This window comes from Sphingomonas plantiphila, from assembly GCF_046000505.1.
Taxonomy (GTDB): domain Bacteria; phylum Pseudomonadota; class Alphaproteobacteria; order Sphingomonadales; family Sphingomonadaceae; genus Sphingomonas; species Sphingomonas plantiphila.
In genome coordinates, this window is sequence record NZ_JBELQC010000001.1 from 1101557 (window position 1) to 1126483 (window position 24927).

General features: G+C 67.9%; 24 protein-coding genes. 11 read left to right on the top strand and 13 right to left on the bottom strand.

Annotation, left to right across the window (positions count from 1 at the left end; translation table 11 throughout):
• Positions 1-21 precede the first annotated feature (21 nt).
• The 3 genes from ABS767_RS05365 to rpoZ all read right to left on the bottom strand — a co-directional run bounded on the left by ABS767_RS05365 (position 22) and on the right by rpoZ (position 2937).
• The gene (locus tag ABS767_RS05365) at positions 22-1029 is read right to left on the bottom strand and encodes a hypothetical protein (RefSeq protein WP_408077324.1); all 1008 of its coding nucleotides are present in this window, start codon (positions 1027-1029) and stop codon (positions 22-24) included.
• Positions 1026-2405, bottom strand: coding sequence for a glycosyl transferase family protein (locus ABS767_RS05370; protein ID WP_408077325.1), 1380 nt, complete (start codon positions 2403-2405; stop codon positions 1026-1028). Before ABS767_RS05370 ends, ABS767_RS05365 begins: the two co-directional genes overlap by 4 nt.
• Positions 2406-2592: 187 nt before the next feature.
• Positions 2593-2937, bottom strand: a complete 345-nt coding sequence (gene rpoZ / locus ABS767_RS05375; protein WP_408077326.1) for a DNA-directed RNA polymerase subunit omega — start codon at positions 2935-2937, stop codon at positions 2593-2595.
• A 131-nt stretch (positions 2938-3068) separates the two neighbouring features.
• Here rpoZ and ABS767_RS05380 point away from each other — a divergent pair, with 131 nt between their 5' ends.
• Entirely contained in the window at positions 3069-4292 is a 1224-nt protein-coding gene (locus ABS767_RS05380; protein WP_408077327.1) for a phospholipase D-like domain-containing protein, read from the top strand.
• A gap of 33 nt (positions 4293-4325) precedes the next feature.
• Here ABS767_RS05380 and ABS767_RS05385 read toward each other — a convergent pair whose 3' ends face one another.
• Positions 4326-4631, bottom strand: a complete 306-nt coding sequence (locus ABS767_RS05385; RefSeq protein ID WP_408077328.1) for a hypothetical protein — start codon at positions 4629-4631, stop codon at positions 4326-4328.
• Positions 4632-4759: 128 nt separating this feature from the next.
• Between ABS767_RS05385 and ABS767_RS05390 the strand changes: the two genes are divergently transcribed.
• Positions 4760-6337 (top strand): cisplatin damage response ATP-dependent DNA ligase, encoded by a 1578-nt coding sequence (locus tag ABS767_RS05390; protein WP_408077329.1) that lies wholly within the window; start codon positions 4760-4762, stop codon positions 6335-6337.
• Here ABS767_RS05390 and ABS767_RS05395 read toward each other — a convergent pair.
• The 3 genes from ABS767_RS05395 to ABS767_RS05405 form a co-directional block, all read right to left on the bottom strand.
• On the bottom strand, positions 6330-8378 hold the full coding sequence (locus ABS767_RS05395; RefSeq protein WP_408077330.1) for an NAD(+) synthase: 2049 nt from the start codon (positions 8376-8378) through the stop codon (positions 6330-6332). The genes ABS767_RS05390 and ABS767_RS05395 overlap by 8 nt on opposite strands.
• A complete protein-coding gene (locus tag ABS767_RS05400) occupies positions 8378-8884 on the bottom strand; it encodes a CinA family protein (RefSeq protein WP_408077331.1) in 507 nt (168 codons plus the stop codon). Before ABS767_RS05400 ends, ABS767_RS05395 begins: the two co-directional genes overlap by 1 nt.
• Before the next feature lie 75 nt (positions 8885-8959).
• Positions 8960-9667, bottom strand: a complete 708-nt coding sequence (locus ABS767_RS05405; protein ID WP_408077332.1) for a murein L,D-transpeptidase catalytic domain family protein — start codon at positions 9665-9667, stop codon at positions 8960-8962.
• Positions 9668-9953: 286 nt separating this feature from the next.
• On the opposite strand from ABS767_RS05405, the gene ABS767_RS05410 reads away from it, so the two are divergent.
• The gene (locus ABS767_RS05410) at positions 9954-10718 is read left to right on the top strand and encodes a L,D-transpeptidase family protein (RefSeq protein WP_408077333.1); all 765 of its coding nucleotides are present in this window, start codon (positions 9954-9956) and stop codon (positions 10716-10718) included.
• A gap of 24 nt (positions 10719-10742) precedes the next feature.
• On the opposite strand, the gene ABS767_RS05415 is transcribed toward ABS767_RS05410, so the two are convergent.
• Genes ABS767_RS05415 through crtY form a run of 4 tightly spaced genes read right to left on the bottom strand, consistent with a single transcriptional unit; the run spans position 10743 to position 14906 of the window.
• Positions 10743-11690 carry a phytoene/squalene synthase family protein gene (locus tag ABS767_RS05415; RefSeq protein ID WP_408077334.1) on the bottom strand — a complete coding sequence of 316 codons (948 nt, stop codon included), beginning with the start codon at positions 11688-11690 and terminating at the stop codon, positions 10743-10745.
• Entirely contained in the window at positions 11687-12268 is a 582-nt protein-coding gene (locus ABS767_RS05420) for an LOG family protein (protein WP_408077335.1), read from the bottom strand. The genes ABS767_RS05415 and ABS767_RS05420 overlap by 4 nt, the downstream gene beginning before the upstream one ends.
• Positions 12265-13746, bottom strand: coding sequence for a phytoene desaturase (locus ABS767_RS05425; RefSeq protein ID WP_408077336.1), 1482 nt, complete (start codon positions 13744-13746; stop codon positions 12265-12267). Before ABS767_RS05425 ends, ABS767_RS05420 begins: the two co-directional genes overlap by 4 nt.
• Positions 13743-14906: a lycopene beta-cyclase CrtY gene (gene crtY / locus ABS767_RS05430; RefSeq protein ID WP_408077337.1), complete on the bottom strand. Its 1164-nt coding sequence runs from the start codon at positions 14904-14906 to the stop codon at positions 13743-13745. Before crtY ends, ABS767_RS05425 begins: the two co-directional genes overlap by 4 nt.
• Before the next feature lie 107 nt (positions 14907-15013).
• On the opposite strand from crtY, the gene ABS767_RS05435 reads away from it, so the two are divergent.
• Together ABS767_RS05435 and ABS767_RS05440 are read left to right on the top strand one after the other, a co-directional pair.
• On the top strand, positions 15014-15778 hold the full coding sequence (locus ABS767_RS05435) for an SDR family NAD(P)-dependent oxidoreductase (RefSeq protein ID WP_408077338.1): 765 nt from the start codon (positions 15014-15016) through the stop codon (positions 15776-15778).
• A 120-nt stretch (positions 15779-15898) separates the two neighbouring features.
• Complete coding sequence (locus ABS767_RS05440) at positions 15899-16465, top strand: HNH endonuclease (protein ID WP_408077339.1); 567 nt, start codon at positions 15899-15901, stop codon at positions 16463-16465.
• Positions 16466-16489: 24 nt separating this feature from the next.
• Here ABS767_RS05440 and ABS767_RS05445 read toward each other — a convergent pair whose 3' ends face one another.
• Complete coding sequence (locus ABS767_RS05445) at positions 16490-17605, bottom strand: 2OG-Fe(II) oxygenase (RefSeq protein WP_408077340.1); 1116 nt, start codon at positions 17603-17605, stop codon at positions 16490-16492.
• 140 nt (positions 17606-17745) lie between these two features.
• Here ABS767_RS05445 and kdsA point away from each other — a divergent pair, with 140 nt between their 5' ends.
• The 5 genes from kdsA to ABS767_RS05470 are packed head-to-tail and all read left to right on the top strand — an operon-like array spanning position 17746 to position 23063.
• Positions 17746-18615 carry a 3-deoxy-8-phosphooctulonate synthase gene (gene kdsA / locus ABS767_RS05450; protein WP_408077341.1) on the top strand — a complete coding sequence of 290 codons (870 nt, stop codon included), beginning with the start codon at positions 17746-17748 and terminating at the stop codon, positions 18613-18615.
• On the top strand, positions 18608-19882 hold the full coding sequence (locus ABS767_RS05455; RefSeq protein WP_408077342.1) for a capsule biosynthesis protein: 1275 nt from the start codon (positions 18608-18610) through the stop codon (positions 19880-19882). The genes kdsA and ABS767_RS05455 overlap by 8 nt, the downstream gene beginning before the upstream one ends.
• Positions 19879-21087, top strand: coding sequence for a glycosyltransferase family 4 protein (locus ABS767_RS05460; RefSeq protein WP_408077343.1), 1209 nt, complete (start codon positions 19879-19881; stop codon positions 21085-21087). The genes ABS767_RS05455 and ABS767_RS05460 overlap by 4 nt, the downstream gene beginning before the upstream one ends.
• Complete coding sequence (locus ABS767_RS05465) at positions 21084-21884, top strand: ABC transporter permease (RefSeq protein ID WP_408077344.1); 801 nt, start codon at positions 21084-21086, stop codon at positions 21882-21884. Before ABS767_RS05460 ends, ABS767_RS05465 begins: the two co-directional genes overlap by 4 nt.
• A 6-nt stretch (positions 21885-21890) precedes the next feature.
• Complete coding sequence (locus ABS767_RS05470; protein WP_408077345.1) at positions 21891-23063, top strand: lipopolysaccharide biosynthesis protein; 1173 nt, start codon at positions 21891-21893, stop codon at positions 23061-23063.
• Between the two features lie 17 nt (positions 23064-23080).
• Here ABS767_RS05470 and ABS767_RS05475 read toward each other — a convergent pair whose 3' ends face one another.
• The gene (locus tag ABS767_RS05475; protein WP_408077346.1) at positions 23081-23725 is read right to left on the bottom strand and encodes an ABC transporter ATP-binding protein; all 645 of its coding nucleotides are present in this window, start codon (positions 23723-23725) and stop codon (positions 23081-23083) included.
• Positions 23726-23760: 35 nt separating this feature from the next.
• Between ABS767_RS05475 and ABS767_RS05480 the strand changes: the two genes are divergently transcribed.
• Positions 23761-24900: a glycosyltransferase family 4 protein gene (locus ABS767_RS05480; protein ID WP_408077347.1), complete on the top strand. Its 1140-nt coding sequence runs from the start codon at positions 23761-23763 to the stop codon at positions 24898-24900.
• Positions 24901-24927 lie beyond the last annotated feature (27 nt).

The window sequence follows — 24927 nt, forward strand, 5'->3', positions numbered from 1 at the left end:
GGCGCTAGGAAGGCGGAGCGGTCAGAAATCCGCCCCGATCGAAAGCGCCGGTCCCGACCCCGGCCGCGCGTCCCCGGCGACCCGCTCGCGCCAGTCGACCGCGACCCGCACGGTCGGTCCGCCGAGCGGCAGCGTCGCGACCGCGGTCGGCCCGATATCGAGCCGCGCGGCATCGCGTTGCGCCGCGCCCCATGTGCCCGCCCCGAGTGCGACCCGCGCGGTGCCGGACGACGCGATCTCGCGCGTGATCCGCGCCGCGCCGTCCGCGAACGGTTCGATCCGATCACGCGCGACCGCCCCCGCCTGGCCATAGGCCTCGAGCTCGAAGGCGAAGGGCAGGTCCACCCGGTCGACCCCGGCGACGATCCCCAGCGCCGAACCCGATGCCCCGCCATCGAGCGCGATGCGATGTTCGGCGAGGAAGCGGAGCGGCGCGCGAAACGGACGCCATTCGACGCCGAGCGCGACCTCGCGGCCAGTGCCCGACAGCGGGCCGCTGGCCCGGGCGTAGACCGCGACCCGTTGCGCGCGGTCGAGCGTATAGGCCACCCGCACCCCCGCCTGGTCGCCGCCCAGCATCGTGCCGCCGGCGGTGCCGCCACCGCGGGTGACGAACCAGGCGCTTGCGCTCCACCGATCGGGACGCGCGGCGTCGGGAAGTGTGGCGCGTCGTACCGGACCGGTGCGGGGGAGCACGCCGGGCGGGGGATCGATCGCCTGTTCGGCGCCGAACGACACGAGACCGAGCATCGCGAAGCTGCGCGAAGGGTTGGGGACGAGGATCGCGACGGGTTTGGCGGATGGGGGACTCCACAGCGGTGCGACTTCGCGGCCGGCCGGACCCGCGGTGCGAACCGGGTGCGCAGGACGGGGTGTGACGCTGGCGGCCCGGGCGGGGCGTAGCGGAAAGGCGGCCTCGATCGCCTGGGGCAGGCTAGCCCCCTCGGGCCAGAGCAGCACGACGCGCATCCCGGCCCATGCCGCGGCGACCGTCGCGACGAAGCGCAGCGGGCGCCCGCGCCCGGTCATGGTGCGGAATGCTCGGCGGGATCGGGGAAGTGATGCGCGGTCTTCTCCCACCGGGGCGCCCTCCCGTGCAGCGTAGGCCAGTAGAGCGCGATCGCGCGCCGCGCTGCGAGCAGGGCCACCCAGTTGGCGACGAGCAGCCGGGGGACCGACAGTATCGCCTGAACCGGTCCATAGGCGGCGCCGGTAAAGGCTGCGCGCAGCGTTACGCGCCAACCCAGCAGCACCGCGTTCGCGATGAGGAGCGGTCCGGTGAAATCGCCGGGGGACGGCATCGGCGTTCCGCCCGCCAGATGGACGGCCAGCGCGACGCCCCAGGCGATCAGCGCGACATAGGCGATGGCGAGCACCGGGATCGCCAGCGTCGCGCGCCGGTCGCGCATCCGCATCCAATGCTCGCCCAGCGACCCGCCGCGCTGCCACCCGACGCGATCCCATCCGGCGAGCGCGATGCCGGTCATCCAGCGCGCCTTTTGCCGTACTGCCGCGCCGACCTGCGCCGGAAAATAGGCGCGCACCGCGATCAGCGCGCCTTGCGCGTCGCGCATCCGGACGAACGCGGTGCGGCCGCCCAGCGCGGTGACGGTGAGGCCCAGCTCATAGTCCTCGGTCAGGCTCCCTTCGTCGAAGGGGTGGCCGTTGCGCGCGTCGGCGATTCGTTTGATCATGTCGTGTCGAATCGCACAGCCCACTCCGGCAAAGGGCAGCGCTGCGCCGAGCGCGGCGCGGACTACCAGCGACTTGCCATGCGCTTCGGCGAACTCGTCGAGATAATGGCCCGCCACCAGCGGCGACCGCCGATCGGGGAGCGGCAGGACGGGCAACTGGACCGCCTCATGGTCGGGCAGCCAGGCGGCGAAGACGCGCAGCTCCTGCGGATCGACCAGATCCTCGGCATCGTGCAGCAATATGGCGGCGAAGGGTTCGCCCGCAGCCTCGTCGCGCAGCAACGCGCGCCACAGCGCGTTGAGGCAATCGGCCTTGGTCGTGGGCCCCGGCGCGGGCGTGATGACGAGGCGCACGCGCGGATCGCACGCGGCAACCTCGGCAATCGCCGCGATTGTTGCGGGATCATTGGGATAAGAGCCGACATAGAGGCGGTAATCGGGATAATCGTAGCGCCCGAGCGCCGCCCGCAGCATTGCGCCGATCACCGCCGACTCATCCCAGGCGGCGACGAACACCGCGATCGGCACCGGCGCAACGTCGAGCAAGCGGACGCGATCTCCCCGCACGCGTGCCCGCACCCATGCCGTGCCATAGGCGATATCGACCAGCAGGTCGTCGATACCGCCGATCAGGAATCCGATCGCGGCGAACAGCATCGTTTCGCGCGCAATCCCGTCGATGGCGATGACGATCCCGTCGCTCAGGCCCAAGCGAATCCCCCCGATTCGGACGAAGAAGTCTCCGCTTCGGAGTTATTGGGATCAAGGGGTTATTGGGTCGGTGAGGCCGTTTCGGAGCAATCGGCCTGCACATCCGCAGCGTGCAACCGGCTGTAACGCAAAAGGCCGCCGTCCCATCGGGACAGCGGCCTCTTAAACCGATCGTGGAGGTACGGGGTCAGCCGTCGTAGTCGGCGCCCAGATTCTGATTGCGAGGTGGCGCGGCGGCGGTGAGGCGCAGCGCCTCGGCCGATGCCGACAGGCTGCCGACCTCATCGGGTGCTTCCTCGTCGTCGATCTGCACGCGTTGCAGGCTGCCGACCAGCGATTCCTCGAGATGGGTCGGACGCACCGTCTCCTCGGCGATCTCGCGCAGCGCGACGACCGGGTTCTTGTCGCGGTCGCGATCGATGGTCAGTTCTGCACCACCAGAGATCTGGCGTGCGCGCTGGGCGGCCAGCAGCACGAGATCGAAACGGTTGGATACCTTGTCGACGCAATCCTCGACAGTGACGCGCGCCATGAAACGCTTCCTTCGGGCAGAGATACGGGAAAGAGGGCCAGTTAGAGGGTGGGGGCCGCAGAGTCAAGGAAATCGCCGTCGCGACGGCGAGGGACTGGCGTGCGCGGCGTGCTTGGTGCAAGTCGCCAGCGATGGAGCAGGACACCGATCCGACGCCGACGATTCCGCCCGGCCTGCCGGCCCAGCCGCTGCCCCAGCCGGTGTTCGAGATCGCCGGAAGCCGCCTGCAGCTGCTCGACACCGGCCCGCGGCGGCTCGACGCGCTGATGCGGCTGATCGCGGACGCGCGCGTGTCGTTGCGGCTGCTCTACTATATCTACACCGACGATAGCGTGGGCGAGCGGGTGCGCGATGCGCTGATCGATGCGGCGCGGCGCGGGGTGGAGGTTACGCTGATCGTCGACGGGCTGGGCAGCGATCCCGTCTATGACCGCGATTTCTTCGCGCCGCTGCGGGAAGCTGGCGGACGCACCTGCTTTTTCGTTCCCCGCTTCGGGCGGCGCTACCTGTTGCGCAACCACCAGAAGATCGCGCTTGCCGATGCCGAGGCGGAGCAGGACGCGCGGATCATCATCGGCGGGTTCAACATTCAGGATGATTATTTCGGATCGCCCGGCAGCGATGGCTGGCGCGACCTGGGACTGCTGGTCGAAGGACCGGCGGCCGCACGGCTGCGGGGCTATTTCGACGCCTTGTGGCGCTGGACGCGGCGGCCGCGTGCGCCGCTGCGCGTGCTGCGCAAGGCGCTGTCGGACTGGAGCGAGACTGACGGGCAGTTGCGCTGGCTGCTCGGCGGGCCCACGCGGCGGCTGTCGCCCTGGGCACGAGCGGTTCGGCGCGATCTCAAGGGCGCGCGGACGATCGACATTCTCGCGGCCTATTTCTTTCCCAGCCCGGCGATGCTGCTGCGTCTGGGCCGCGCGGCGCGACGGGGCGGACGGGTTCGGGTGGTCGTGCCGTCGATCACGGACAATTATCTGACGCTGCACGCGGCGCGCTTCACTTATCGCGGATTGTTGCGACGCGGGGTGCGGGTGTTCGAATATCTGCCCACGAAGCTGCATACCAAATTGTTCGTCATCGACGACAAGGTGCAGATCGGGTCGGCGAATTTCGACATGCGCAGCCTGTTCCTCAACCTGGAGGTGATGCTGCGGATCGACGATGCGGAGTTTGCGCGTCATGTCCGCGCCTATGTCGATGCGGAAGTGAGCCGATCGCTGGAAGTGACGCGCGAGCTGCACCGCCAGCGCACCGGTCTATGGACGCGGATCGTTCAGGCGGCGACCTATTTCGTCGTCGGCGTGATCGACTATCGGGTGACCCGATCGCTCAATATCACGACGAAGGACTGACCCCGGACGCACCTGCGCCCGGGGCCCGTCGCCTTACTTGACCGCAGCAAGGTCCTTTTCGGTCTTGGCGAGCACTTCGGGCGTCAGCTTGTCGGCGGCATAGGCCTTGAGCTGGTTGAGGCTCATGCCCTTGAACATGTCGTAGCTCTCGTGCGTCGACAGGCCGGGCAGGTTCGCTTCGAGCGCAGCCTTGGCCTTTTCGTCGGCGACGATGTCCTGGATCGGCGTGTCGAGGTTGAACTTCGCGGCGGTCACGGCAGGCGCGGCGACATCCTGCGCGAACGAAACGGGGGCGAGCGGCAGGGTCGACAGCGCGACGGCAAGCAACAGGGTCTTCATCGAATACATCCTCCCACGGAGCGCGCGAATCGCGTCCGGCCGATCCGGCGGGTTGACGCTAGCGTGAAGTCGCGGTCGGAGCGAGAGGGATTGGCGGAACCGTCGGGCTTGCGCCATGTTGAGCGCCCATGCGCGCCTTTGCCGACCTTCTCGACCGGCTGATCTACACACGGTCGCGCAATGCCAAGTTGCGGCTGATCGGCGCGTGGCTGCGCGAGACCCCCGATCCCGATCGTGGCTGGGGACTGGCGGCGCTGACCGGCACGCTCGACCTGCCCGCGGTGAAGCCGGCGACGATCCGGGCATTGGTGGGCGAGCGGGTCGACCCGGTGCTGTTCCAGCTGAGCCGCGATTTCGTGGGCGATACCGCCGAGACGGTCGCGCTGATCTGGCCCGAGCCCCTCACGCCGCCGCCCGAGGCGGAGCCGCTTACGCTGGGCGCGGTGGTCGACCGGCTCGCCAGCCTGTCGCGATCGGATGCGCCCGCCGCGCTCGGCGCGATGCTCGACCGGCTGGCGGCGGACGAGCGCTACGCGCTGCTCAAGCTCGCCACCGGCGGCCTGCGCGTCGGCGTGTCGGCGCGGCTCGCCAAGACCGCATTCGCCGAGGCGTTCGGGGTCGATGTCGATGCGGTGGAGGAAGTGTGGCACGGCCTGACCCCGCCCTATGCGCCGCTGTTCGACTGGGGCGAGGGGCGCGGGCCGCAGCCCACCACGCTGGACGTGCCGGTGTTCCGCCCGTTCATGCTCGCGCATCCGCTGGAGGAGACGCAGGTCGATCTCACGGACTATGCGGCCGAGTGGAAATGGGACGGCATCCGCGTCCAGATCGTCCATGTCGCGGGCGAAACGCGGCTGTTCAGCCGCGCCGGGGACGACATCACCGGCAGCTTTCCCGATGTCGCCTCGGCCTTTGCGACACCGGGCGTGCTCGACGGCGAATTGCTGGTGCGCGGCGACGCGCAGGGGGGCGAGGCGGGGAGCTTCAATGCGCTGCAGCAGCGGCTGGGCCGGAAGGTCGTGTCGGCAAAGACGCTCGCCGAATTTCCGGCATTCGTGCGGCTCTACGACCTGTTGTTCGACGGGACGGAGGATCTGCGCGAATTGCCCTGGCATGCGCGTCGCGCGCGGCTGGAAGCCTTTGCCGCGCGGCTCGACGCCGAACGGTTCGACGTTTCCGCGCTGATCGACGCCAAGGATTTCGCCGCACTGGAGGAATTGCGCGCGGGTGCGCGCGATGCCGCGATCGAGGGGGTGATGCTCAAGCGGCGCGACTCCCCCTATGTTGCTGGGCGCCGCGTCGGGCTGTGGTACAAATGGAAGCGCGACCCGCTCAATGCCGATTGCGTGCTGATGTACGCCCAGCGCGGCAGCGGGAAGCGATCGTCTTTTTATTCCGATTACACGTTCGGCGCGTGGACCGAATCCGGCGAGCTGCTCCCGGTGGGCAAGGCCTATTTTGGCTTCACCGACGAAGAGCTTAAATGGCTCGATCGCTTCGTGCGCAACCATACCACCGCGCGGTTCGGCCCGGTGCGCGAGGTGGAGAAGACGCTGGTGCTGGAGGTCGCGTTCGATTCGATCCATGCGTCGAAGCGGCATAAATCGGGACTGGCGATGCGGTTTCCGCGGATCTCGCGAATCCGCACCGACAAGCCCGCGAACGAGGCCGATACGATCGCCGGGCTGGAGCGGCTGGTCACCTAGGGACGTTCGCCTCGAGCTCGTCGAGCCACGGCGTCGCCACCCCGTCCGACGGCGCGCGCCAGTCACCGCGCGGAGACAGCGCGCCGCCCGCGGACACTTTGGGCCCGTTGGGGATCGCGCTGCGCTTGAACTGGCTCTGCGCGAAGAAGCGGATCAGGAATCTCTCCAGCCAGTGGCGGATCGTGGGAAGATCATAGGCGACGCGTTGATGCGGCGGCACGCCCAGCGGCCAGTCGCCCGCGTCCGCATCCTTCCACGCATGCCAGGCGAGAAACGCGATCTTCGATGGCGCGAGCCCGTGACGCACGACATAGTGCACGAAGAAATCGTTGAGCGCGTATGGCCCGATCTTCGCCTCCGTACTCTGCATCGCGCCCGTGGCGTCGGCGGGAACAAGCTCGGGTGAAATTTCCTGCGCCAGGATCGCGTCGAGCACCGCATCGGTGTCCGCGTCGAACTGGTTGGTCGCGATGCACCAGCGGATCAGGAACTGGATCAGCGTCTTGGGCACGCCGGCGTTCACCGCATAATGCGACATCTGGTCGCCGACGCCATAGGTGCACCAGCCAAGCGCGAGTTCGCTGAGGTCCCCGGTGCCGACCACGAATCCGCCGCGCTGGTTGGCGAGGCGGAAGAGATAGTCGGTGCGCAGCCCCGCCTGCACATTCTCGAACGTCACGTCATAGACCGGTTCGCCGTCGGCATAGGGGTGACCCATGTCGGTCAGCATCTGCCGCGCGGCGGGGCGGATATCGAGTTCCTCCGCCGTGATGCCGAGCGCCTTCATCAGCGCCCAGGCATTGCCCTTGCTGCCTTCGCCGGTAGCGAAGCCGGGCATGGTGAAGCCGAGAATGTCGCTGCGCGGGCGGCCGAGCCGGTCCATCACCTTCGCCGCGACGATCAGCGCATGGGTGGAGTCGAGCCCACCCGAGACGCCGATGACCAGCTTGGACCCGCCGGTCGACACCATCCGCTTGCGCAGCCCCTCGACCTGGATGTTGAAGGCTTCGTAGCAGTCCTCGTCCAGCTTCTCGGCCGTGTCGGGGACGAAGGGGAAGCGGCGGATCGCGCGGTGCAGGCCGATGTCGTCGAAGCCCGGCGCATGCTCGAACGCGATGCGGCGAAAACGCTGTTCGGGATGGCCGGCGGCGGCGGCATTGTCGTTGAACGTGCCGAAGCGCATCCGCTCCTGCCGCAGCCGCGCGACGTCGATGTCGGCCGTGATCAGCTCGTCCTCCAGGTCGAACCGCCCCGACGCCGCGAGCAATTCGCCAAGCTCGTAGATCAGGCTCTGCCCGTCCCAGGCAAGGTCGGTGGTGCTTTCGCCCGGCCCGGAGGCGGAGAAAACATAGGCCGACGCGGTGCGGCTCGACTGCGCCGCGCACAGCATCGCCCGCTCGCGCGCCTTGCCGATGACAATGTTGCTGGCGGAGAGGTTGCACAGGATCGTCGCCCCGGCGAGCGCGCCGAAGGTGGAGGGCGGGAGCGGCCCCCAGAAGTCCTCGCAAATCTCGGCATGGAACACGAAATCGGGCAGGTCGCTGGCAGCGAAGATCAGGTCGGTGCCGAATGGCGCGGTTTGGCCGGCAATGTCGATCGTCCCGGACAGGCCGATGCCCGATGCGAACCAGCGCTTCTCATAATATTCGCGGTAATTGGGGAAATAGCTTTTGGGCACGACGCCCAGCACGCGGCCCCGCGCGATCACCACCGCGCAATTATACAGCCGTCCGCTGCGCTCCAGCGCCGCCCCAACGAGCAGCACGGGCTTGAGCTTCGCGCTCGCCGCGATCAGTTCGGCCAGGCCCTGTTGCGTCGCACGCAGCACCGCGTCCTGAAGATGGAGATCGTCGATCGCATAGCCGGTGATGCCGAGTTCGGGAAACAGCAGCAGGTCCGCGCCCGCCGCGTCACCCTGCTTCGCCAGCGCGATGTGCGAAGCCGTGTTGGCGGCGATGTCGCCCGCGCTTGCGCTGGGGGTGCAGGCGCCGACGCGCACCATCCCGTGCGCGTGGATCGAATGGAACCGCTGCTTCGCCACTAGCCAATTGCCTCGCCGATCATCTCCAACGCCACGCGCATACAGGCAATCCGGGTCGCTCCGCGACCAATATCGCCAAAATGTTCTTCGCGGTGCGCGGTCGGGCGATGTCGGCGCGCGCAGGCGAAATGGACCAGGCCCGGTTCGTCATCCGCCCCGCCCGGTCCGGCAAAGCCGGTGATCGCCAGCGCGATATCGGCGTGGCTCGCGCCGAGCGCGCCGTCGGCCATCGCCACCGCCACGTCGCGGCTCACCGCGCCGCAGCGCTCGACCGTGTCGCGCGCGACGTGAAGCAGTTCACATTTGGCGTCCTTCGAATAGACGATGAAGCCGCGTTCGAACGTCGAACTGACCCCTTCGACGTCGGTCAGTAGGGACGCGAGCATGCCGCCGGTGCAGCTTTCGGCGGTGGCAAGGCTGAGCTTCGCGGCGCAGGCGGCCTCCAGCACCGTGCGGGCGGCGCGATCGACATCGTCGGGCAGCGCCGGTTCGAGCGTTTCGGTCATGCGAATCAATCCGACAGGGTTAGCCTCGCCCGGTGAACGCCGGTCGAGCGCTTCCGCTCCCTGTCGCGCGGTGCGTTACGCCTTGGCGGCGTAGATCATGCGGCCTTCGCCGAGCATCGCGAACAACGTGTCGAGATCGCGTTCGCCCACTGCGAAGCATCCCTGGCTGCGGCCAAGCTTGCCGTGCTTGGCGATCATGTCGGGGTTCGAATACCAGGCGCCGTGCACGACGATCGCGCGGTCGAGCGCGTTGCAGTTGGTGGGATCGAGCCCGATCAGCCGCTGGGACAGCTGGTGCTTGCCGACATAATAGTTGGCGGCGAGGAACGCGCCCTCGCACGTCGCTTCCGAATTCACCTCGTTCGAGAAGCGCTGGAGCATGCCGGTATGATCCGGGTCCGATCCGATGCCGTGCGAGACGAGCATCGAGCGCGTGGCGCCGCCCTGGAGATCGACGAAGTGGAAGCGCAGCCGCGACGAGGGCAGCGAGAAATCGGCGATCGCGATCCGATCCTGCTGGCGGATGCGATCGGAATGCCGCTGGAGCGCCGCGACCGCACGCTCGAACAATTCCGGGCGAATGTTGCGCGGCGCGCTCGCGACCGTGCGCGGTGCGGCGGGCACCGGCGTCGCGACGGGCGGCGCCTCGGGTGCTGGCGCGGGGAGGGCGGCCGTGGTGACAGTGCGCGAGGCGCAGCCATAGAGCAGACCCGTGCCCGCGATCACGCCAGCGTTCTTAAGGAATGCGCGGCGCGACGCCGCGGCTTCGATCATCTGTTTCATGCGTCCTCTGTGCCCCCACAAACTCCGCTTCCGAACCTGTACTATAGCAAAGGCCGGCACCGATTCGTCCTAACGGAGTGCAAGGTTCCCTTCGATTCGGCGCAGACTCCGCGCGGCTTGTCGCCAGCCGCCGCGCCTCGGCATGCCATTGCGGCGGCGATCGGTACGCAATCGTCCGCCGCGATTTTCGCTTTGCGGCGCGAAAACCACGTGGCAACACCTTGCCACGACCCGCGTTAACCATACATGCCGGCATGGTCGCCGGTGTGGCAGTGGAGGGCAATAGATGGGGTCTGCGACCATGCGGGCAATCGTGACGGCGGCTATCACAACCGCGCTCTGCTGGTCCGCTCCGGCCGCGGCGCAGCAGGTGTCGGCGACCGGTGCCGAGGAAATCCTGCTCCGTAACGGTCAATGGACCTGGCTCGAGGATGCCGCCTATCAGCGCGCGGGCGGGGCGTCGGGCGTGACGATCCTTGTCAGCCTTCCGGGCCAGGTCGCTTATGTCTATCGCGACGGCATCCTGATCGCGGCTTCGACGGTGTCGACCGGCAAGAAGGGCAAGGGCACCCCGGCGGGCGAGTTCACCATTCTGCAAAAGCGCGTCCATCACCGCTCGAACCTCTACAGCAATGCGCCGATGCCGTTCATGCAGCGGCTGACCTGGGACGGTATCGCGCTGCACGCGGGGAGCCTGCCGGGCTATCCGGCGTCGCATGGCTGCATCCGCTTCCCGCGCGAGTTCGCCAAGCGGCTTTACGAGATCACCGAACTGGGTACTGCGGTATCGGTGGTCGGCTATGAGATCGAGGATCCGCGCGTTCGGCGCGGGGTCCCGCGCCTCGTTCCCGAGCAGGTGGCGAAGCGGCCTGATGCCCCGTTCCTGCGTGCCGACTTCGCCGCGTTCCGCACCGGTGCGTTCGACGTCGTCACGGCGAGCAACGACGTCATCATCCCGGCGATCGCCACCCAGTCGGTCTCGCCCGAAGGCGTGGTCTTCGCGCCGATGGAGGCGGTGGTGCAGAAGGTACCCAAGCGGCGGCGGCGCTAGCTCGCCCGACCGGGCGGTGAGGTTTCAGCGCGGGCGCGTCCATAGCGTTGTGGGGCGCGGGGCGGGCTTGTAGAGCTGGCGCCGGATCGACGCCTGCCCCAGCGCGCGCGCGATCCAGCCGATCTTCTGCGCCGTGCTCGTGCTCGCGCGGTGGTCCCAGGCGTGATCGCCGCGCGCCATCACCTCGCGCGCGATGCCGCCATAGATGCCCGCCGCCGCCAGCACGGCCCAGGCCGAGCGGAATCCCAGCGCGGGGGTGCCGAGGCGCGCGCTCTCCTCATGCGCCTGCGCAAATTCGCCGAGCCAGCGCGCCATCACGGTGAGGCGGGAGCGGAACGGCGGCTTCATGTGCTGGCCCGGCGGGATGTCCATCTCGACCAGCCAGTCGATCGGCAGGTAACAGCGGCCGATGCGGTCGTCCGCCTCGATATCGCGCGCGATATTGGCGAGCTGGAAGGCGAGGCCGAGGTCGCAGGCGCGGTCGAGCGTCGCCTGATCGTCGGGTTCGACGCCCATCACCACCGCCATCATGCAGCCGACCGCGCCGGCGACATGATAGCAATATTGCATCAGGTCGTTCTCGGAGCGCGGGAACCAGCCCTTTGCGTCGAGCGCAAACCCCGCGATCAGGTCATGCGCGAAGCGATGCGGCATCCGCGTTTCCTCGACCACGATGCGCAGCGCGTCGAACGGCATCTCGCCGGTCCACTCGCCTGCGAGCGCGCGGTCGGTGAGCGTGCGGATGCGCGCCAGCGCCGCCGCCGGGTCGGCCACCACGCTTGCGTCATGGCCCAGTTCCTGCCCGTCGGCGATATCGTCGCAGGCGCGGCACCAGGCGTAGAGCAGCCAGGCGCGCTCGCGCGTGACGGGATCGAACAATTTGCTGGCCGCAGCAAAGCTCTTCGAACCCCTGGCGATGCTGTCGCGCGCCGCGGCCACGACGGCATCGCGGCTGGGCGCCGGGAGCGTCACAGGTCGCGACTGCCGATCTGGCCGATCGTCGTGGCCGGCACATGCGCCGCCATCTTGTCAAGCAGACCGTCGAGCCGGTCGTCGATGATCAGGATCGACCGGTGTTGCGGGCGCAGGAAACCGACCTCGCCCATCTTGCCGACGAATTCGATCAGCCCGTCATAATAGCCTGCGACGTTGAGCAGTCCGACCGGCTTGGCGTGGTAGCCGATCTGCGCCCAGCTCATCGCCTCCCACAATTCGTCCATCGTGCCGGTGCCGCCGGGGAGGGTGATGAAGCCGTCGGACAGGTCGGTAAACGCCTGTTTGCGCTCGTGCATCGTGCGCACAACGTGCAGCTCGGTACAGCCGCGGTGCGCCACCTCGGCATCGACCAGCGCCTGCGGGATCACCCCGATCACCTCGCCGCCCGCGTCCAGCGCGCTGTCGGCGATCGCACCCATCAACCCCAGCCGCCCGCCGCCATAGACGACGCCGATGCCGCGTTCGGCGAGCGTCCGGCCGACGAAGCGCGCGTTTTCGATATAGACCGGGTCCGCCGGGGTGGCGGATCCGCAATAGATGGCGAGGCGCTTCACGGGTTGGTCTGCTCCAGCATCAGCGCGGCGGTGGCCTTGGCGCTGCCAACCACGCCGGGAATGCCGGCGCCGGGATGCGTGCCGGCGCCGACAAAGTACATATTCTCGATCGAATCGTCGCGATTATGCGCGCGGAAATAGGCGCTCTGCGTCAGGATCGGCTCCAGGCTGAACGCGCTGCCCAGATGCGCGGCGAGATCGTGCTGGAAATCGGTCGGGGCATAGCTGAACTTGGTGACGATGCGATCGTGGATGTCGGGGATCAGGCGGCGGCCGACCTCGTCGAGGATGCGCTTTTCCAGAATCGGGCGCACCTCGTCCCAGTCGACCGGCGACTTGCCCATGTGCGGTACCGGGGCGAGCGCGTAGAAGGTCGAATGCCCCTCCGGCGCCATCGACGGGTCGGTAACGGTCGGGTGGTGCAGGTAGAGCGAGAAATCCTCGCTCAGCACGCCATGGTCGTAGATGTCGGCGAGCAGCCCCTTATAGCGCGGGCCGAACAGGATCATGTGGTGCGGGATGCCGGGCCAGGTGCCCTTGATGCCGAAATGCACGACGAACAGCGACGGCGAGAAGCGCTTGCGCTCCAGCTTTGCCGCCGTCCGCTGCGCGCTGCGCGATCCCTTGAGCAGGTCGCGATAGCTGTGGACGATATCGGCGTTGCTCGCGACCGCATCGACTTCGAACCGCGCACCAGATTTGGTGCGCACCGCCGTGGCGCGCTCGCCCAGCGTCTCGATCTCTTCGACCGCGTCGCCCAGCACCAGCTTGCCCCCCAGCCGCTCGAAGTGGCGCACCAGGCCGGCGACCAGCCGATTGGTGCCGCCCATCGCGAACCACACGCCGCCGTCGCGCTCGAGCTTGTGGATCAGCGCATAGATGGCGCTGGTCGTCATCGGGTTGCCGCCGACCAGCAGCGTGTGGAACGACAGCGCCTCGCGCAGCTTCTCGTTCTTCACGAAGGTCGAGACCATCGAATAGACGCTGCGCCACGCCTGATATTTCATCAGCGCGGGGGCCGCCTTCACCATCGACCCGAAGTCGAGGAACGCGACATGGCCGAGCTTCTCATAGCCCTCGCGGTACACGCCGGCGGAATAGTCGAGGAAGCGGCGATAGCCAGCGATGTCGGCGGGATCGAGCTTGGCGATCTCGGCCGTCAGGATGCTGTCGTCGTTGGTGTAGTCGAAATTCGTCCCGTCCGGCCAGTTAAGCCGGTAAAAGGGCGAGACGGGGACCAGCGTGACGTCGTCCGCCATGCGGTGGCCCGAGAGCGACCATAGCTCCTCAAGCGCCTCGGGCGCGGTGATGACGGTGGGGCCGGCGTCGAAGACGAAGCCGTCCTTTTCCCAGTAATAGCCGCGCCCGCCGGGCTTGTCGCGCGCCTCGATCACGACCGTCTCGACGCCCGCCGATTGCAGACGGATGGCCAGCGCCAGACCGCCGAACCCCGCGCCGATTACCGCTGCCCGTTTCATCGCGTTGTTCCCCTGATCGCGCCCAAGGCGCGCTTGATCGGCACCGGCGGCTTGCCGGCGAGCACCCGTGCCCGGTCGAACAGGCTGGATTGACCGGCATAGAAGCGGGCGATCAATCCCGCGTCCAGCCGGTAAAAGCGTTCGAGAATGCGATAGCGCTCGCCCGGCTCGGCGGCGCGGAACAGCATCGCCGAGAGCATGCGGTAATAGCTGCGCTGGCGCCACGTCTTGCGCGCATGGCCGTGGGTGAGCGCATGCAGCGCCGTGCCGGACAGGTCGCGGCTGTTGCCGATCAGCGCGGCAAGGCGGACCGCATCGGGCAGCGAATAGCCGGTGAGCGGATGGAACAGGCCGGCGCGCACTCCGCCCTTGGCGACGCGATTGCCGCCCGATTTCCAATATTCCTCGAAATCCCCGCCCATCGCGACCGGAAGCGATCCCGCTTCCTCGCGCGTCACGCCCTCGACCGCGATGCCGCGCGCCTGCGCCCAGGCGTCGATCCGCTTGGCTGCCGCCGCCGCGTCGATTTCGGGCGTGTCGCTATAATAGGTGTCCTCAAGGAACAGCCGCGTCGCTGCGAACGGCAGCGCATACATGAAGCGATAGCCGTCGATCTGTGCGACGGTCGCGTCCATCACCACCGGGCGCTTGAGCGCATGGGGTTCGCTCAGCGCCAGTTCGCGCCCGAAGAATTTCTGCCAGCCAAGGTCGAGCTTGGACAGGTCGCCGGGACCGCGGCAATCGATCACGCCACCCGCCTCGACCCGGTCGCCATCGGCCAGCACGACCGCGCGCGCGCTGGCACCCAATACCTTGCGCCGGGTCATCACCGCGCTTTCGGGCATGGCTGCGCGGACGACCTGATCGAAGCGTTCGGATTCGATCGAATAATAGGGCGCCTTCAGCGTGCGCGCGTGCGCCGGGAAATGCACGTCGTAGCTGGTCCAGCCATAGGAGATCAGCGGTGCGACCAGCCAGCGATCGGCGGGCGCCACGTCCGTCGCGAAGAACGACCAGAGGTGGTTCCCGCCGATTGACCCCGACCCTTCGATCAGGCGGATGTCGAGCGTAGGATGTTTGCGGCGCAGCGCGAGCGCGATCAGGCCGCCGGCGAGACCGCCTCCGACAATGGCGACGTCGCAATGGATGATCGCTGGCATCGCCGCCGCCTAGCGGATCGCCGGGACCGGTGGAAGCCCCGCTCATGGCGGTCACGAACCTTTCCGCCGCAGCGATGCGTTCGGCCCCACGTAACGGAGGACAGGCGATGCGAACGGCAATCGTGACGGGCGGTGCGCAGGGGATCGGGCGCGGGGTGGTCGAGCGGCTGCTCGGCGAAGGCTGGGGCGTGATGGCGATCGATCGGGACGCCGTCGCGCTGCGCGAGCTGGCGCAGGCGCATGCGCCGCGTCCGCTGCTGACCCATGTGACCGATGTCGGGGACGAGGATGCGGTCAGGCAGGCGTTCGCGGCCTTTGCATCGTGGTGCAAGGAGATCGGCGCCGACGGACTCGACCTGCTGGTCAGCAATGCCGGGATCGCCGATCCGGTGAGCGGCCCGATCGAGAAGCTGAGCCTGTCCGACTGGCGCAAATGGCAGGACAGCCACCTGACCGGCGCATTCCTGATGACGCGCGGCGCGGTGCCGCTGCTCCGTCCGCGCCGGGGGTCGATCATCCTGATGGCCTCGACCCGCGCCTTCCAGTCCGAACCCGAGTGCGAAGCCTATGCCGCCGCCAAGGGCGGGCTGGTCGCGCTGACCCATGCGCTGGCGGTGAGCCTTGGGCCCGATATCCGCGCCAACGCGATCTGCCCCGGCTGGATCGAAACCGCGCAATGGCAAAAATCCTCGCAGCGCGCGGAACCCGAGCATCGCGAGATCGACCGTGCCCAGCACCCCGCGGGGCGCATCGGCACGCCGGACGACATTGCCGATGCGGTGCTGTTCCTTGCCGACCATGCCGGGTTCGTCACCGGGCAGGCGCTGGTCGTCGATGGCGGGATGAGCCGCAGGATGATCTATGCCGATTAGTCACAGAAACCCGCAAAGCGGCCCTTGACCGCGAGTCGGGCGTCATGCTGTCATAGTGATGTCACGGCTGGCGGCGAATGAACCGGGGTCGCGACCGACGAGCGGCAAGAGAGGGGGACCATGTACCATCCCGATCTGATCCGACATCCGGAAGGATGCCCGGCGCTCGTGCTCAATGCCGATTATACGCCGCTCTCTTACTATCCCTTGAGCGTGTGGCCGTGGCAGACCGCGATCAAGGCGGTGTTCCTCGACCGCGTCGACATCGTCAGCCATTACGAGCGCGAGGTGCGCAGCCCGACCGCGCGCATCAAGCTGCCCAGCGTCATCGCGCTCAAGCAATATGTGAAGCCGTCGCAATTCCCGGCCTTCACCCGCTTCAACCTGTTCCTGCGCGACAAGTTCGAATGCCAATATTGCGGGAGCCATCGCGACCTGACTTTCGACCATGTCATCCCGCGCGCGCAGGGCGGGCGCACCACCTGGGAGAATGTCGCCACCGCCTGTGCGCCGTGCAACCTGAAGAAAGGCGGCCGGACGCCGAAACAGGCGGCGATGCCGCTGTTCATGCCGCCGATCCGCCCGACCAGCTGGCAATTGCAGGAACATGGCCGGCGCTTTCCGCCCAATTATCTCCACGATACCTGGCGCGACTGGCTCTATTGGGATGTCGAGCTGGAGGCATAGCGCCTCCGCCCTAGCTACGCTTCGTCAGGCGCGATAGGCGCCGACTCCCTCGCCAAGATGGACGTTGTTCGCCTCGCGCTCGCGCGCCGCCTGGTCGTCGTACAGGAAGGGAAGAAAGGCGTAGCGGCGCCCGCTGGTCACGGGACGGACGGCGTGAAGCAGCGAGCAGGAGAAGACGGCGGCCGCCCCGGGTGGCATGCGGAACCCGCGCGGGCCATATTCGGGGAACCACAATTCGCCGCCCTCGAATTCGGCGTTGAGGTTGACCGATACGGCGAAGCGACGATGCGCAGTGCCGCGCGTTGTATTGTCGCGATGCGGCTGGAAATGTCCGCGCTCGTCCGCGCCGTAGCAGGCGACGAGGTAGCGTTCCATCCGCGTCACCCGAAACTGATGCACGCGCGCGATTTCCGGCACGACACGCCGCCGGATGCGCGCTTGGAGCGCGTCGATCATCGTCCGGTCGGTGATGTCGTGGTCGCGCCGCCGCTTGTGCGCGGGATCGTTGATCAGCACCGTCTTCCCGTCGACCTCGCGCATGAAGCCGGAGGGCGCGCCGCCACTGGCGTCGTAGCGGGCGATCAGTTCGGCGCAGAGCCCGGGTTCGAACACGTTCGGCAGCACGATGATCGGCGCCTGCAGCTCGAATCCGGCGAAGCGTTCGGGCGGCGGAAGCGTGTCGAGATAGGCGATCAGTGCGGCGATATCGCTCCGGTCGGGTGCAAAGGGAAGGACGCGCAGGACGCGCAGCGTGGGGTCGAGCACCACCCAGATGCGCCGGATTTCGACCCCGGCGTCGCCTGGGTCATCATGCTCGATCGCGCCAAAGAGCCGCGCCACCACGCGGTCGAAGTCCCAGAACAGGCGATAGCCGGGAATTCTCTCGTCGAGCCGTGCCGATGCTTCGTCCGCCGGATCGTTGCTGACCGCGAAGAACGCGGCATGCCGGTCGTCGAACAGGTCGCTGCGCGCGCGTACCGCGGCGATTGCCTGCTGTGCGTGATCGTCCCCGGCCGATCCCAGAAAGGCCAGGACAAGGTAGCGCCCCGCCGCGGTGTCAAACGAATAGGCCGGGTTGCCGCCGGAACGCTGGCGAAATCGCGGCGCAGGATCGCCGGGCGTGAGCAGTATATGGGCCATCGCGACGATCCTGTACCAAATGACGGGATTGCGAAACCACAAGTCGCGCGTCGCAGATTCGACCAGCCGGGAAATTGTTGGTTGCGAATGGCTTGCGGCATGTTCAGAAGCTGTTGTCTGTAGTTGCGCGGGGGGCTGGGTTGCGCATCGGTCGTTTCACCGTCGAGCCGGACGGACCGCTGTTCGTGGTCGCGGGGCCGTGCGTGATCGAGGGCATCGACCACGCGCTGGGCGTGGCATCGGAACTGGCCCGGATCGCCGATCGCCTGAACCTGCCGCTCGTCTTCAAGAGCAGCTTCGACAAGGCGAATCGCACGTCGGGCGACAGCCCGCGCGGCCCGGGCATGGACGACGGGCTGGCTATCCTCGCGCGCGTCAAAGCGGAGACCGACTTGCCCGTGCTGACCGATGTCCATGAGACGATCCAGGTGCAGGCGGTGGCAGAGGTCGTCGACATCCTCCAGATTCCGGCCTTCCTCTCCCGCCAGACCGACCTGCTCCAGAAAGCGGCAGCGACCGGGCGCATCGTCAATATCAAGAAGGGCCAGTTCATGGCCGCTGACGACATGCTCCACGCCGCCGCAAAGGCCGGGAGTGTGCTGCCGGCCGGCCGCGAGCTGCGCGACCAGGTGATCCTGACCGAACGCGGATCGACGTTCGGCTATCACGATCTGGTGGTCGATATGCGCAGCCTGGGGAAGATGCGGGCAAGCGGCATGCCCACGCTGTTCGATGCATCGCATTCGGTGCAGAGTCCGGGCGGCGCGAACGGGCGTTCGGGGGGCGCGCGCGAGTGGATACCGTTGCTGTCGCGCGCGGCGGCGGCAGCGGGGATTTCGGGGCTGTTCGTGGAAACCCACCCGGACCCCGATCGCGCCTGGTCCGACAGCGCGACCGTGTGGCCGCTGGACCGGCTGGAGCCGTTGCTGGCTGATGTCGTCCGGATCCACGATCTGGTGCGTGAGGGCAGGATGACGCGCACAGACGGGCGGCCGCATTGCGATGGCTAGCGCGGCGCTCGACCGGGCGGACGACAGCGCCCCCGTTCCGGTCGCCGGGTCGCACACCGGCGCGGTTTCGGTGCACGCCAAACGGCATTTCCTGTTTCTGCAGGGGTTGCCCGGTCCGTTCTTCCGCCGGCTGGGGGCGGCGCTCCGCGCACGCGGCGCGCGGGTCTCGCGCGTCAACTTCAACGGTGGCGACGTGGTCGATTGGTTCGGTCAAGGGGCGCGCAGTTATCGCGGGTCGCTGGCGCAATGGCCGGAGTGGCTCGACCGGTTCGTCGCAAGCCATGGCGTCACCGACATCGTCGTGTTCGGCGATCTGCGTCCGATCCACCGCGAGGCGCGCATCCTGGCGAACCGGCTGGGCCTCCAGTTCTTCGCGTTCGAGGAAGGGTATCTGCGTCCCAATCACGTGACGCTGGAGCGGGGCGGGGTGAACGGTCACTCCTCGTTTCCGCGCTCGCTGCGCGCGGCGCACATGCTTGCCGCATCGACGCTCGGGCGGGAGGAAGAAATCCCGGTCGAAAACTCCTTCCCCCGGCGGGCGAGGCAGTCGGCGCTCTATTATGCGGCTACCCAGTGTGCCGCGGCCTTTTTTCCGGAATATCGCACTCATCGGCACGCGTCGCCGGTTCGCGAAGGCAAAGCATGGCTGCGACGTCTCTGGCGGCGCCGGCGGGAGCGGCGGGACAGCCTGGACGCGATGCTGTCGCTGGCGGGGCGCCCCTTCTTCCTGTTTCCGCTGCAGCTGGAGGGGGACGCACAGATCCGCTTCCATTCACCCTTCGAATCGATGCGCGATGCGCTCGAACGCGTTCTCACCTCGTTCCGTACCGCACCCGAGGGGGTGTCGTTGCTGGTCAAGCAGCATCCGCTCGATCCCGATGTCGACAACTGGCGCCGGATCGTTTCCGACGCCGTCGCAGAACTCGGCCTGACGGGTCGGGTCGTCTTCGTCGAACGCTATGACCTTGCCCCGTTGCTTGAGGTTGCACGCGGCATCGTCACGGTGAACAGCAGCGTGGGGCCGCTCGCGCTGGCGGCTGGGGTGCCGGTCAACACGATGGGGACCGCGATCTACGACATGCCCGGCGTGACCGCGGACATGCCGCTGGACGATTTCTGGCATGCGCCACCACCCGTCGATCCCGACAATTTCGCGCTGTTTTGCCGCGCGTTGCGCGCCAAATGCCTGGTCAATGGTGGCTTTCATGGCGGCGCGGCGCTCGACCTGCTGGTCAGGTCGTCGGTCGCGCGGCTGATGGGCGGATGAACGTGCCCGTCGCCCTGGCCCGGCCACGCGAGGATGCGGTAGCCGACCGGTGGATCACGCTGGACGTGAGCCGATTGCTGTCGCGCGCCCGGCATCGCACGCCGACGGGTATCGATCGCGTCGAGCTGGCCTATGCCCGGGCGCTGCTGGACGCGAAGGACCGCCGCGTGCGATTCGCGGCATGGGTACCGGGGCTGGGGCTGCTCGCCTATCGGCGCAGCGCGCTGAGGCGCTACATCGCTGCGCTCGAGCGGCGGTGGGGTACGGGCGGGACGGCGGGGTATCCTGCCGCCATGCGTGCCTGGTCGGGAGTCATGCCGATCCCCGCGCGCGCCGATGGGCTGCATCTGATCGTGTCGCATCAGCACCTCGACCGGCTGCATCGCAGGGGGCGTCGCGCCGAGCGGCTGTGCGTCTATCTGCACGACGCGATCCCCAGCGAGTATCCCGAATATGCGCGGCCAGGCGGCGCGGAGCGGCATCGGCGCCGCTTGCGCAACAGCGTCGCGATCGCCGACGCGATCCTCGTCAATTCACATAGCACCGCCCGCTCGGTCGAAACCTATATGGCCGAGATCGGTCGCCGCCCGGAGATGCTGGTCGCGCCGCTCGGGATCGAATCCGCATTCGTGGCGGACCGCGGCGCGGACGCAGGCGACGCTGAGCCGCCCTATTTCGTGTGTGTGGGCACGATCGAGCCGCGCAAGAATCACCTGCTCCTGCTTCAGCTGTGGCGGGCGCTGGCCGAGCGTTTGGGTGATGCGACGCCGCGGCTGATTCTCGCCGGGCGCCGTGGGTGGGAGAATGAGAATATCGTCGATCTGCTCGAACGCTGCCCCGCACTGCAGGGCAAGGTGACAGAGGCGGGACGGATCGGCGATCGCGCACTGGCGCGGCTGCTGGCAGATGCGCGCGCGGTGCTGATGCCGAGCTTTGCCGAGGGGTTCGGTCTGCCGGTCGCCGAAGCGCTCGCGGCGGGCGTTCCCGTGATCGCCAGCGACATTCCCGTGTTGCGCGAGACGGGGGGCGAGGTTCCCGACTATATCGACCCGCTCGACGGCCCGGGCTGGAGCCGCGCCGTGCTCGACTACGCAGAGCCGCAATCGCCGATGCGCGCCGCGCAGATCGCGCGCATGCGGGGCTGGCGCGCGCCGACATGGGACGCGCATTTCCGCAACGTCCTGTCATTTCTGGACGCACTGTGAGCGCCGCGCCGCGCCACCCATCGCTGCGCAGCGCGCTGCGCGTGCAGGGCAATGTCATCGGCGCGCTGATCCTGCGCGAACTGCACACGCGCTTCGGGCGCGAGAATATCGGGTATCTGTGGCTGTTCGCCGAGCCGATGCTGCTCGCCGTGGCGGTGGCGCTGCTCCACAGCAATCACGAGCTGCCGATCGCCGGGGGGATCCGGCCGATCCCATTCGCCATTGCCGGCTATGGGCTGTTCATCATGTTCCGGTCGGTGGTCTCGCGCGCGGAGACGGTTCTGGAGGCGAACAGGCCGCTGCTGCATCACCGACCGGTGACGATCACCGACATGCTGATCGCACGCATGGCGCTGGAGGCGGTCAGCACCATCGTGATGCTAGCGCTGTTGCTCGGGGCGGCCTGGCTGCTCGGCTATGCCGATCCGATTGCCCGCCCGGAAGCGTTCGCCGGAGCGGTCGCATTGATGTGCTGGTTCTCGTTCGGCCTGTCGATGATCGTCACCACCGCCTCGCACCAGTCGCCGATGGTGGGTCGGCTCGTTCACCCGCTGCTCTATCTCTCGATGCCCTTGTCGGGCGCGTTCTTCGCCTTGTCGTGGTTTCCAGAAAGCGTCCGCGACCTGCTCGTGTGGGTGCCGACGGTGCATATCTTCGAGCTGCTCAAGGAGGGGCAGTTCGTTCCGTTCGAATCGCGCTGGATCGACCTGCCCTATGTCGTCGGCTGGTGTGGCGTTCTTACGCTGGTCGGCCTGTTCGGGCTTGCGCATTTGCGCGCGCGAATCGAACTCTCCTGATATCGGATGACCATGTCGCTTACTCCAGACGCACCTGAACGGACGATCGAGGATCGCGGCGCGGACCGCTCGGTCTCGCTGCTCGACCGCGCGCGCCGGCATCCCTTCATCCTCACCGTCCTGGTGCCGACGGTGATCGTCGCGCTGTATTTGTTTCTGATCGCGAGCCCGCAATATCGCTCCGAAGCGCAATTCGTCGTCCGCGGCCTCGACACCCAATCTGCGCCGACCGGCGGCGTGGGCCAGTTGCTCGGCATCTCCGCATCGCTTTCGCCGGGGCAACAGGAAGCGCAGAGCATTCGCGAGTATCTGCGCTCGCACGACGCGATCCGCGCCCTGCGCGGCGACGGCATCGATCTCGTCGCGCTCTATCGCAAGCCCGGTACCGATATGTTGTCGCGGCTGTGGTCAACGGCACCGCGCGCCGAGACGTTGCTCGATTTCTATCGCGATCACGTCGATGTCATCTACGACCCGGACGACAACATTACGCGGCTGTCGGTACGCGCGTTCGCTCCGATCGACGCGCAGCGCATCACGCGCGCGCTGCTTCGGCTGGGGGAAGAGCGGGTCAACGCCTATAATGCGCGGCTGTTCGATGCCTCGCTCCGGCTGGCCTCGGCCGAGGCGGGTCGCGCCGAGGAAGGGCTGGCGTCGATCCAGCGCGAGCTGGGGGGCTTTCGCGAGCGCGAGCGCGACATCGATCCCGCCGCCACCGGCGCGGGCGGCACCCGCCAGATCGAGGAACAGCAGGCGCGGCTGGACCGCCTTGCCGCCATGCTCGCGGACATGCGCAGCAAGTTGCGTGGCGACAGCCCCCAGGTGCGCGCGATGGAAACCCAGGTAGCGACCGCGGCGGCCTCACTGACCGCGGCACGGGCGCGGCAGACGGGCCAGCCGCAGGCGGTATCCGGCCGCCTTGGCGAATATGAGGAACTGCGCCTGCAACAGGATTTCGCGGCCAAGCGCTACGAGGCGGCGCGCGCGCGGCTGGAAGAGGCGCGCACCCGCGCTGCCGACGAGCGCCTGTACATCGTCGCGGTCGTCGAGCCCAACCTGCCCGAGAAGCCCGCGCTGCCCAAGCCGTTTCGCACCACCCTGCTCGTCTTTGTCGGCCTCTGCGTCGCCTATGGGATCGGCTGGATGCTGATCGCCGGTGTGCGCGAACATCAAAGCTGAGCGTGGCGCCGGGTGGCTCAGAAATGCTGTTCCATCGCCGCGTCGATCGTGTCGTAGAAGGTCAGGCGACCATCGACGAGCGTCGCGCCGGTGTCGCAATAGGCGCGCAGCACATGCGGATCGTGGGAGACCATGATCAGCGTCCCCCGTTCGCGCCGCTCCATCAGCGCGGCGTGGCAACGCGCACGAAACCGCTCGTCCCCCGCGGCGGTGATCTCGTCGACCAGGTAGCAGTCGAAATCGACCGCCAGCGATGCGGCGAAGGCCAGCCGCGCGTTCATGCCGGCCGAATAGGTGCGGATCGGCATGTCGAGATAGGCGCCGAGCTCGGCGAACTCCTCGACAAAGGCGAGTACGCGATCGACCGGACGACCATAGACCCGCGCGATGAAGCGGACATTGTCGGCGCCGGTCAGGCTGCTCTGAAAGCTGCTGGCATAGCCGAGCGGCCAGGACACCGACATCGCGCGATCGACGGTTCCCGAACTCGGCCGCTCGACCCCGGCGATCAGCCGCAACAGCGTCGACTTGCCCGCACCGTTATGCCCGCAAATGCCCAGCGCCTGGCCCGGCCCGATCTCGAAACTGGTCTCGTCGAGCACGCGCCGATACCCGCCACCACGCGTTCGATACTGTTTGCTGACGCGGTCGAAGCGAATCATCGGCGCAGATTAGGCGCTGCGCGCGGCGGTGCACAGTGCTGAACGACGGCCGCGTGCGGCGCATCGCGGTGGATGCCAGAAACATCGAATGGCGTGATGGAACCGGGATTGCCCGCTACCGTGCAGGCCTGGCGGCCGCGCTCTCCCGCCTGCCGGTGGAACTCCGTCTGCTGGGCGATGGCACGGACGCCGACGCCCGCCCGGCATGGCGCGACCTTTCCCGCAGTCTGCGCGCGCATCATCCTGCGATATCGGATCGGCGGGGATGGCACCTCCCCGACCTCTACCGGCTCGCCCAGCGGCGCTTCAGCCTGACCGGGTCGCTGCTCGAACTCACGCTGCCGGAGCCGCCGGCGATCGTGCACTGGTCGCACCCGCTGCCGATCCATGTGCGCGGCGCGGCCAACATCTACACGGTGCACGACCTGATCCCCATCACGGCTCCGCATCTCACCGGGATGTCGCGGAGGCGGCACGTGCGGCTGTTGCGCAACCTTGCTCGCGCCGCCGCCCATTTCGTGACCGTTTCCGAGACGGTGGGGCACGAATTGCGCGACCATTTCGGGATTGCGGATGCGCAGACGAGCTGTTGCTACCAGGCTGTCGATCCCGGCCAGCCCGGAGCACTTCCCGCCGGCTTAACCCAAGGCGGGTATCTTCTCGCGCTCGGCCGGGTGGAATCGCGCAAGAATATCGAACGGCTGCTCCGTGCGCATCGCCGCGCCGCGGTGGGACTCCCGCTCGTCATCGCAGGGCCGGACGGGCACTGGGCGAGCCCGTCGGAATGCGCGCGCGTGCATGCATTGCTGAAGGCGCCGGACGTCATGCGGCTGGCCTGGCAGCACGATGCGACGGTCGCGGCGCTCGTCGGCGGCGCGCGCGCAGTGCTGATGCCGTCGCTGGCCGAAGGCTTCGGACTCCCCGTGATCGAGGCGATGGCGATGTCGGTCCCGACACTGGCGGCATCAACCGGCGCGGGCGCCGAAATCGCCGGCGATGCCGCGCTGCAGGTCGACCCGAATGACGTCGATGCGATTGCCGACGCGATCCGGCGCCTCACGCGCGATGCGGACCTGCGGACCCGGCTGATCCGGCGCGGCACGGCGCGGGCGGAATTATTCAGCGCGAATTGCTTCACCGCGCGGCTGGCGGCGCTTTACGAACGCTTTTGGTGAGTTATGAAGAGGTTGGGGGCAAGTTCA

Bases quoted from the DNA above. Each gene is read 5' to 3' on its own strand.
- ABS767_RS05365 (WP_408077324.1), bottom strand. From the start codon at position 1,029: ATGACCGGGCGCGGGCGCCCGCTGCGCTTCGTCGCGACGGTCGCCGCG.
- rpoZ (WP_408077326.1), bottom strand. From the start codon at position 2,937: ATGGCGCGCGTCACTGTCGAGGATTGCGTCGACAAGGTATCCAACCGT.
- ABS767_RS05380 (WP_408077327.1), top strand. From the start codon at position 3,069: ATGGAGCAGGACACCGATCCGACGCCGACGATTCCGCCCGGCCTGCCG.
- ABS767_RS05385 (WP_408077328.1), bottom strand. From the start codon at position 4,631: ATGAAGACCCTGTTGCTTGCCGTCGCGCTGTCGACCCTGCCGCTCGCC.
- ABS767_RS05390 (WP_408077329.1), top strand. From the start codon at position 4,760: ATGCGCGCCTTTGCCGACCTTCTCGACCGGCTGATCTACACACGGTCG.
- ABS767_RS05400 (WP_408077331.1), bottom strand. From the start codon at position 8,884: ATGACCGAAACGCTCGAACCGGCGCTGCCCGACGATGTCGATCGCGCC.
- ABS767_RS05405 (WP_408077332.1), bottom strand. From the start codon at position 9,667: ATGAAACAGATGATCGAAGCCGCGGCGTCGCGCCGCGCATTCCTTAAG.
- ABS767_RS05410 (WP_408077333.1), top strand. From the start codon at position 9,954: ATGGGGTCTGCGACCATGCGGGCAATCGTGACGGCGGCTATCACAACC.
- ABS767_RS05425 (WP_408077336.1), bottom strand. From the start codon at position 13,746: ATGAAACGGGCAGCGGTAATCGGCGCGGGGTTCGGCGGTCTGGCGCTG.
- crtY (WP_408077337.1), bottom strand. From the start codon at position 14,906: ATGCCAGCGATCATCCATTGCGACGTCGCCATTGTCGGAGGCGGTCTC.
- ABS767_RS05435 (WP_408077338.1), top strand. From the start codon at position 15,014: ATGCGAACGGCAATCGTGACGGGCGGTGCGCAGGGGATCGGGCGCGGG.
- ABS767_RS05440 (WP_408077339.1), top strand. From the start codon at position 15,899: ATGTACCATCCCGATCTGATCCGACATCCGGAAGGATGCCCGGCGCTC.
- ABS767_RS05445 (WP_408077340.1), bottom strand. From the start codon at position 17,605: ATGGCCCATATACTGCTCACGCCCGGCGATCCTGCGCCGCGATTTCGC.
- ABS767_RS05455 (WP_408077342.1), top strand. From the start codon at position 18,608: ATGGCTAGCGCGGCGCTCGACCGGGCGGACGACAGCGCCCCCGTTCCG.
- ABS767_RS05460 (WP_408077343.1), top strand. From the start codon at position 19,879: ATGAACGTGCCCGTCGCCCTGGCCCGGCCACGCGAGGATGCGGTAGCC.
- ABS767_RS05470 (WP_408077345.1), top strand. From the start codon at position 21,891: ATGACCATGTCGCTTACTCCAGACGCACCTGAACGGACGATCGAGGAT.
- ABS767_RS05475 (WP_408077346.1), bottom strand. From the start codon at position 23,725: ATGATTCGCTTCGACCGCGTCAGCAAACAGTATCGAACGCGTGGTGGC.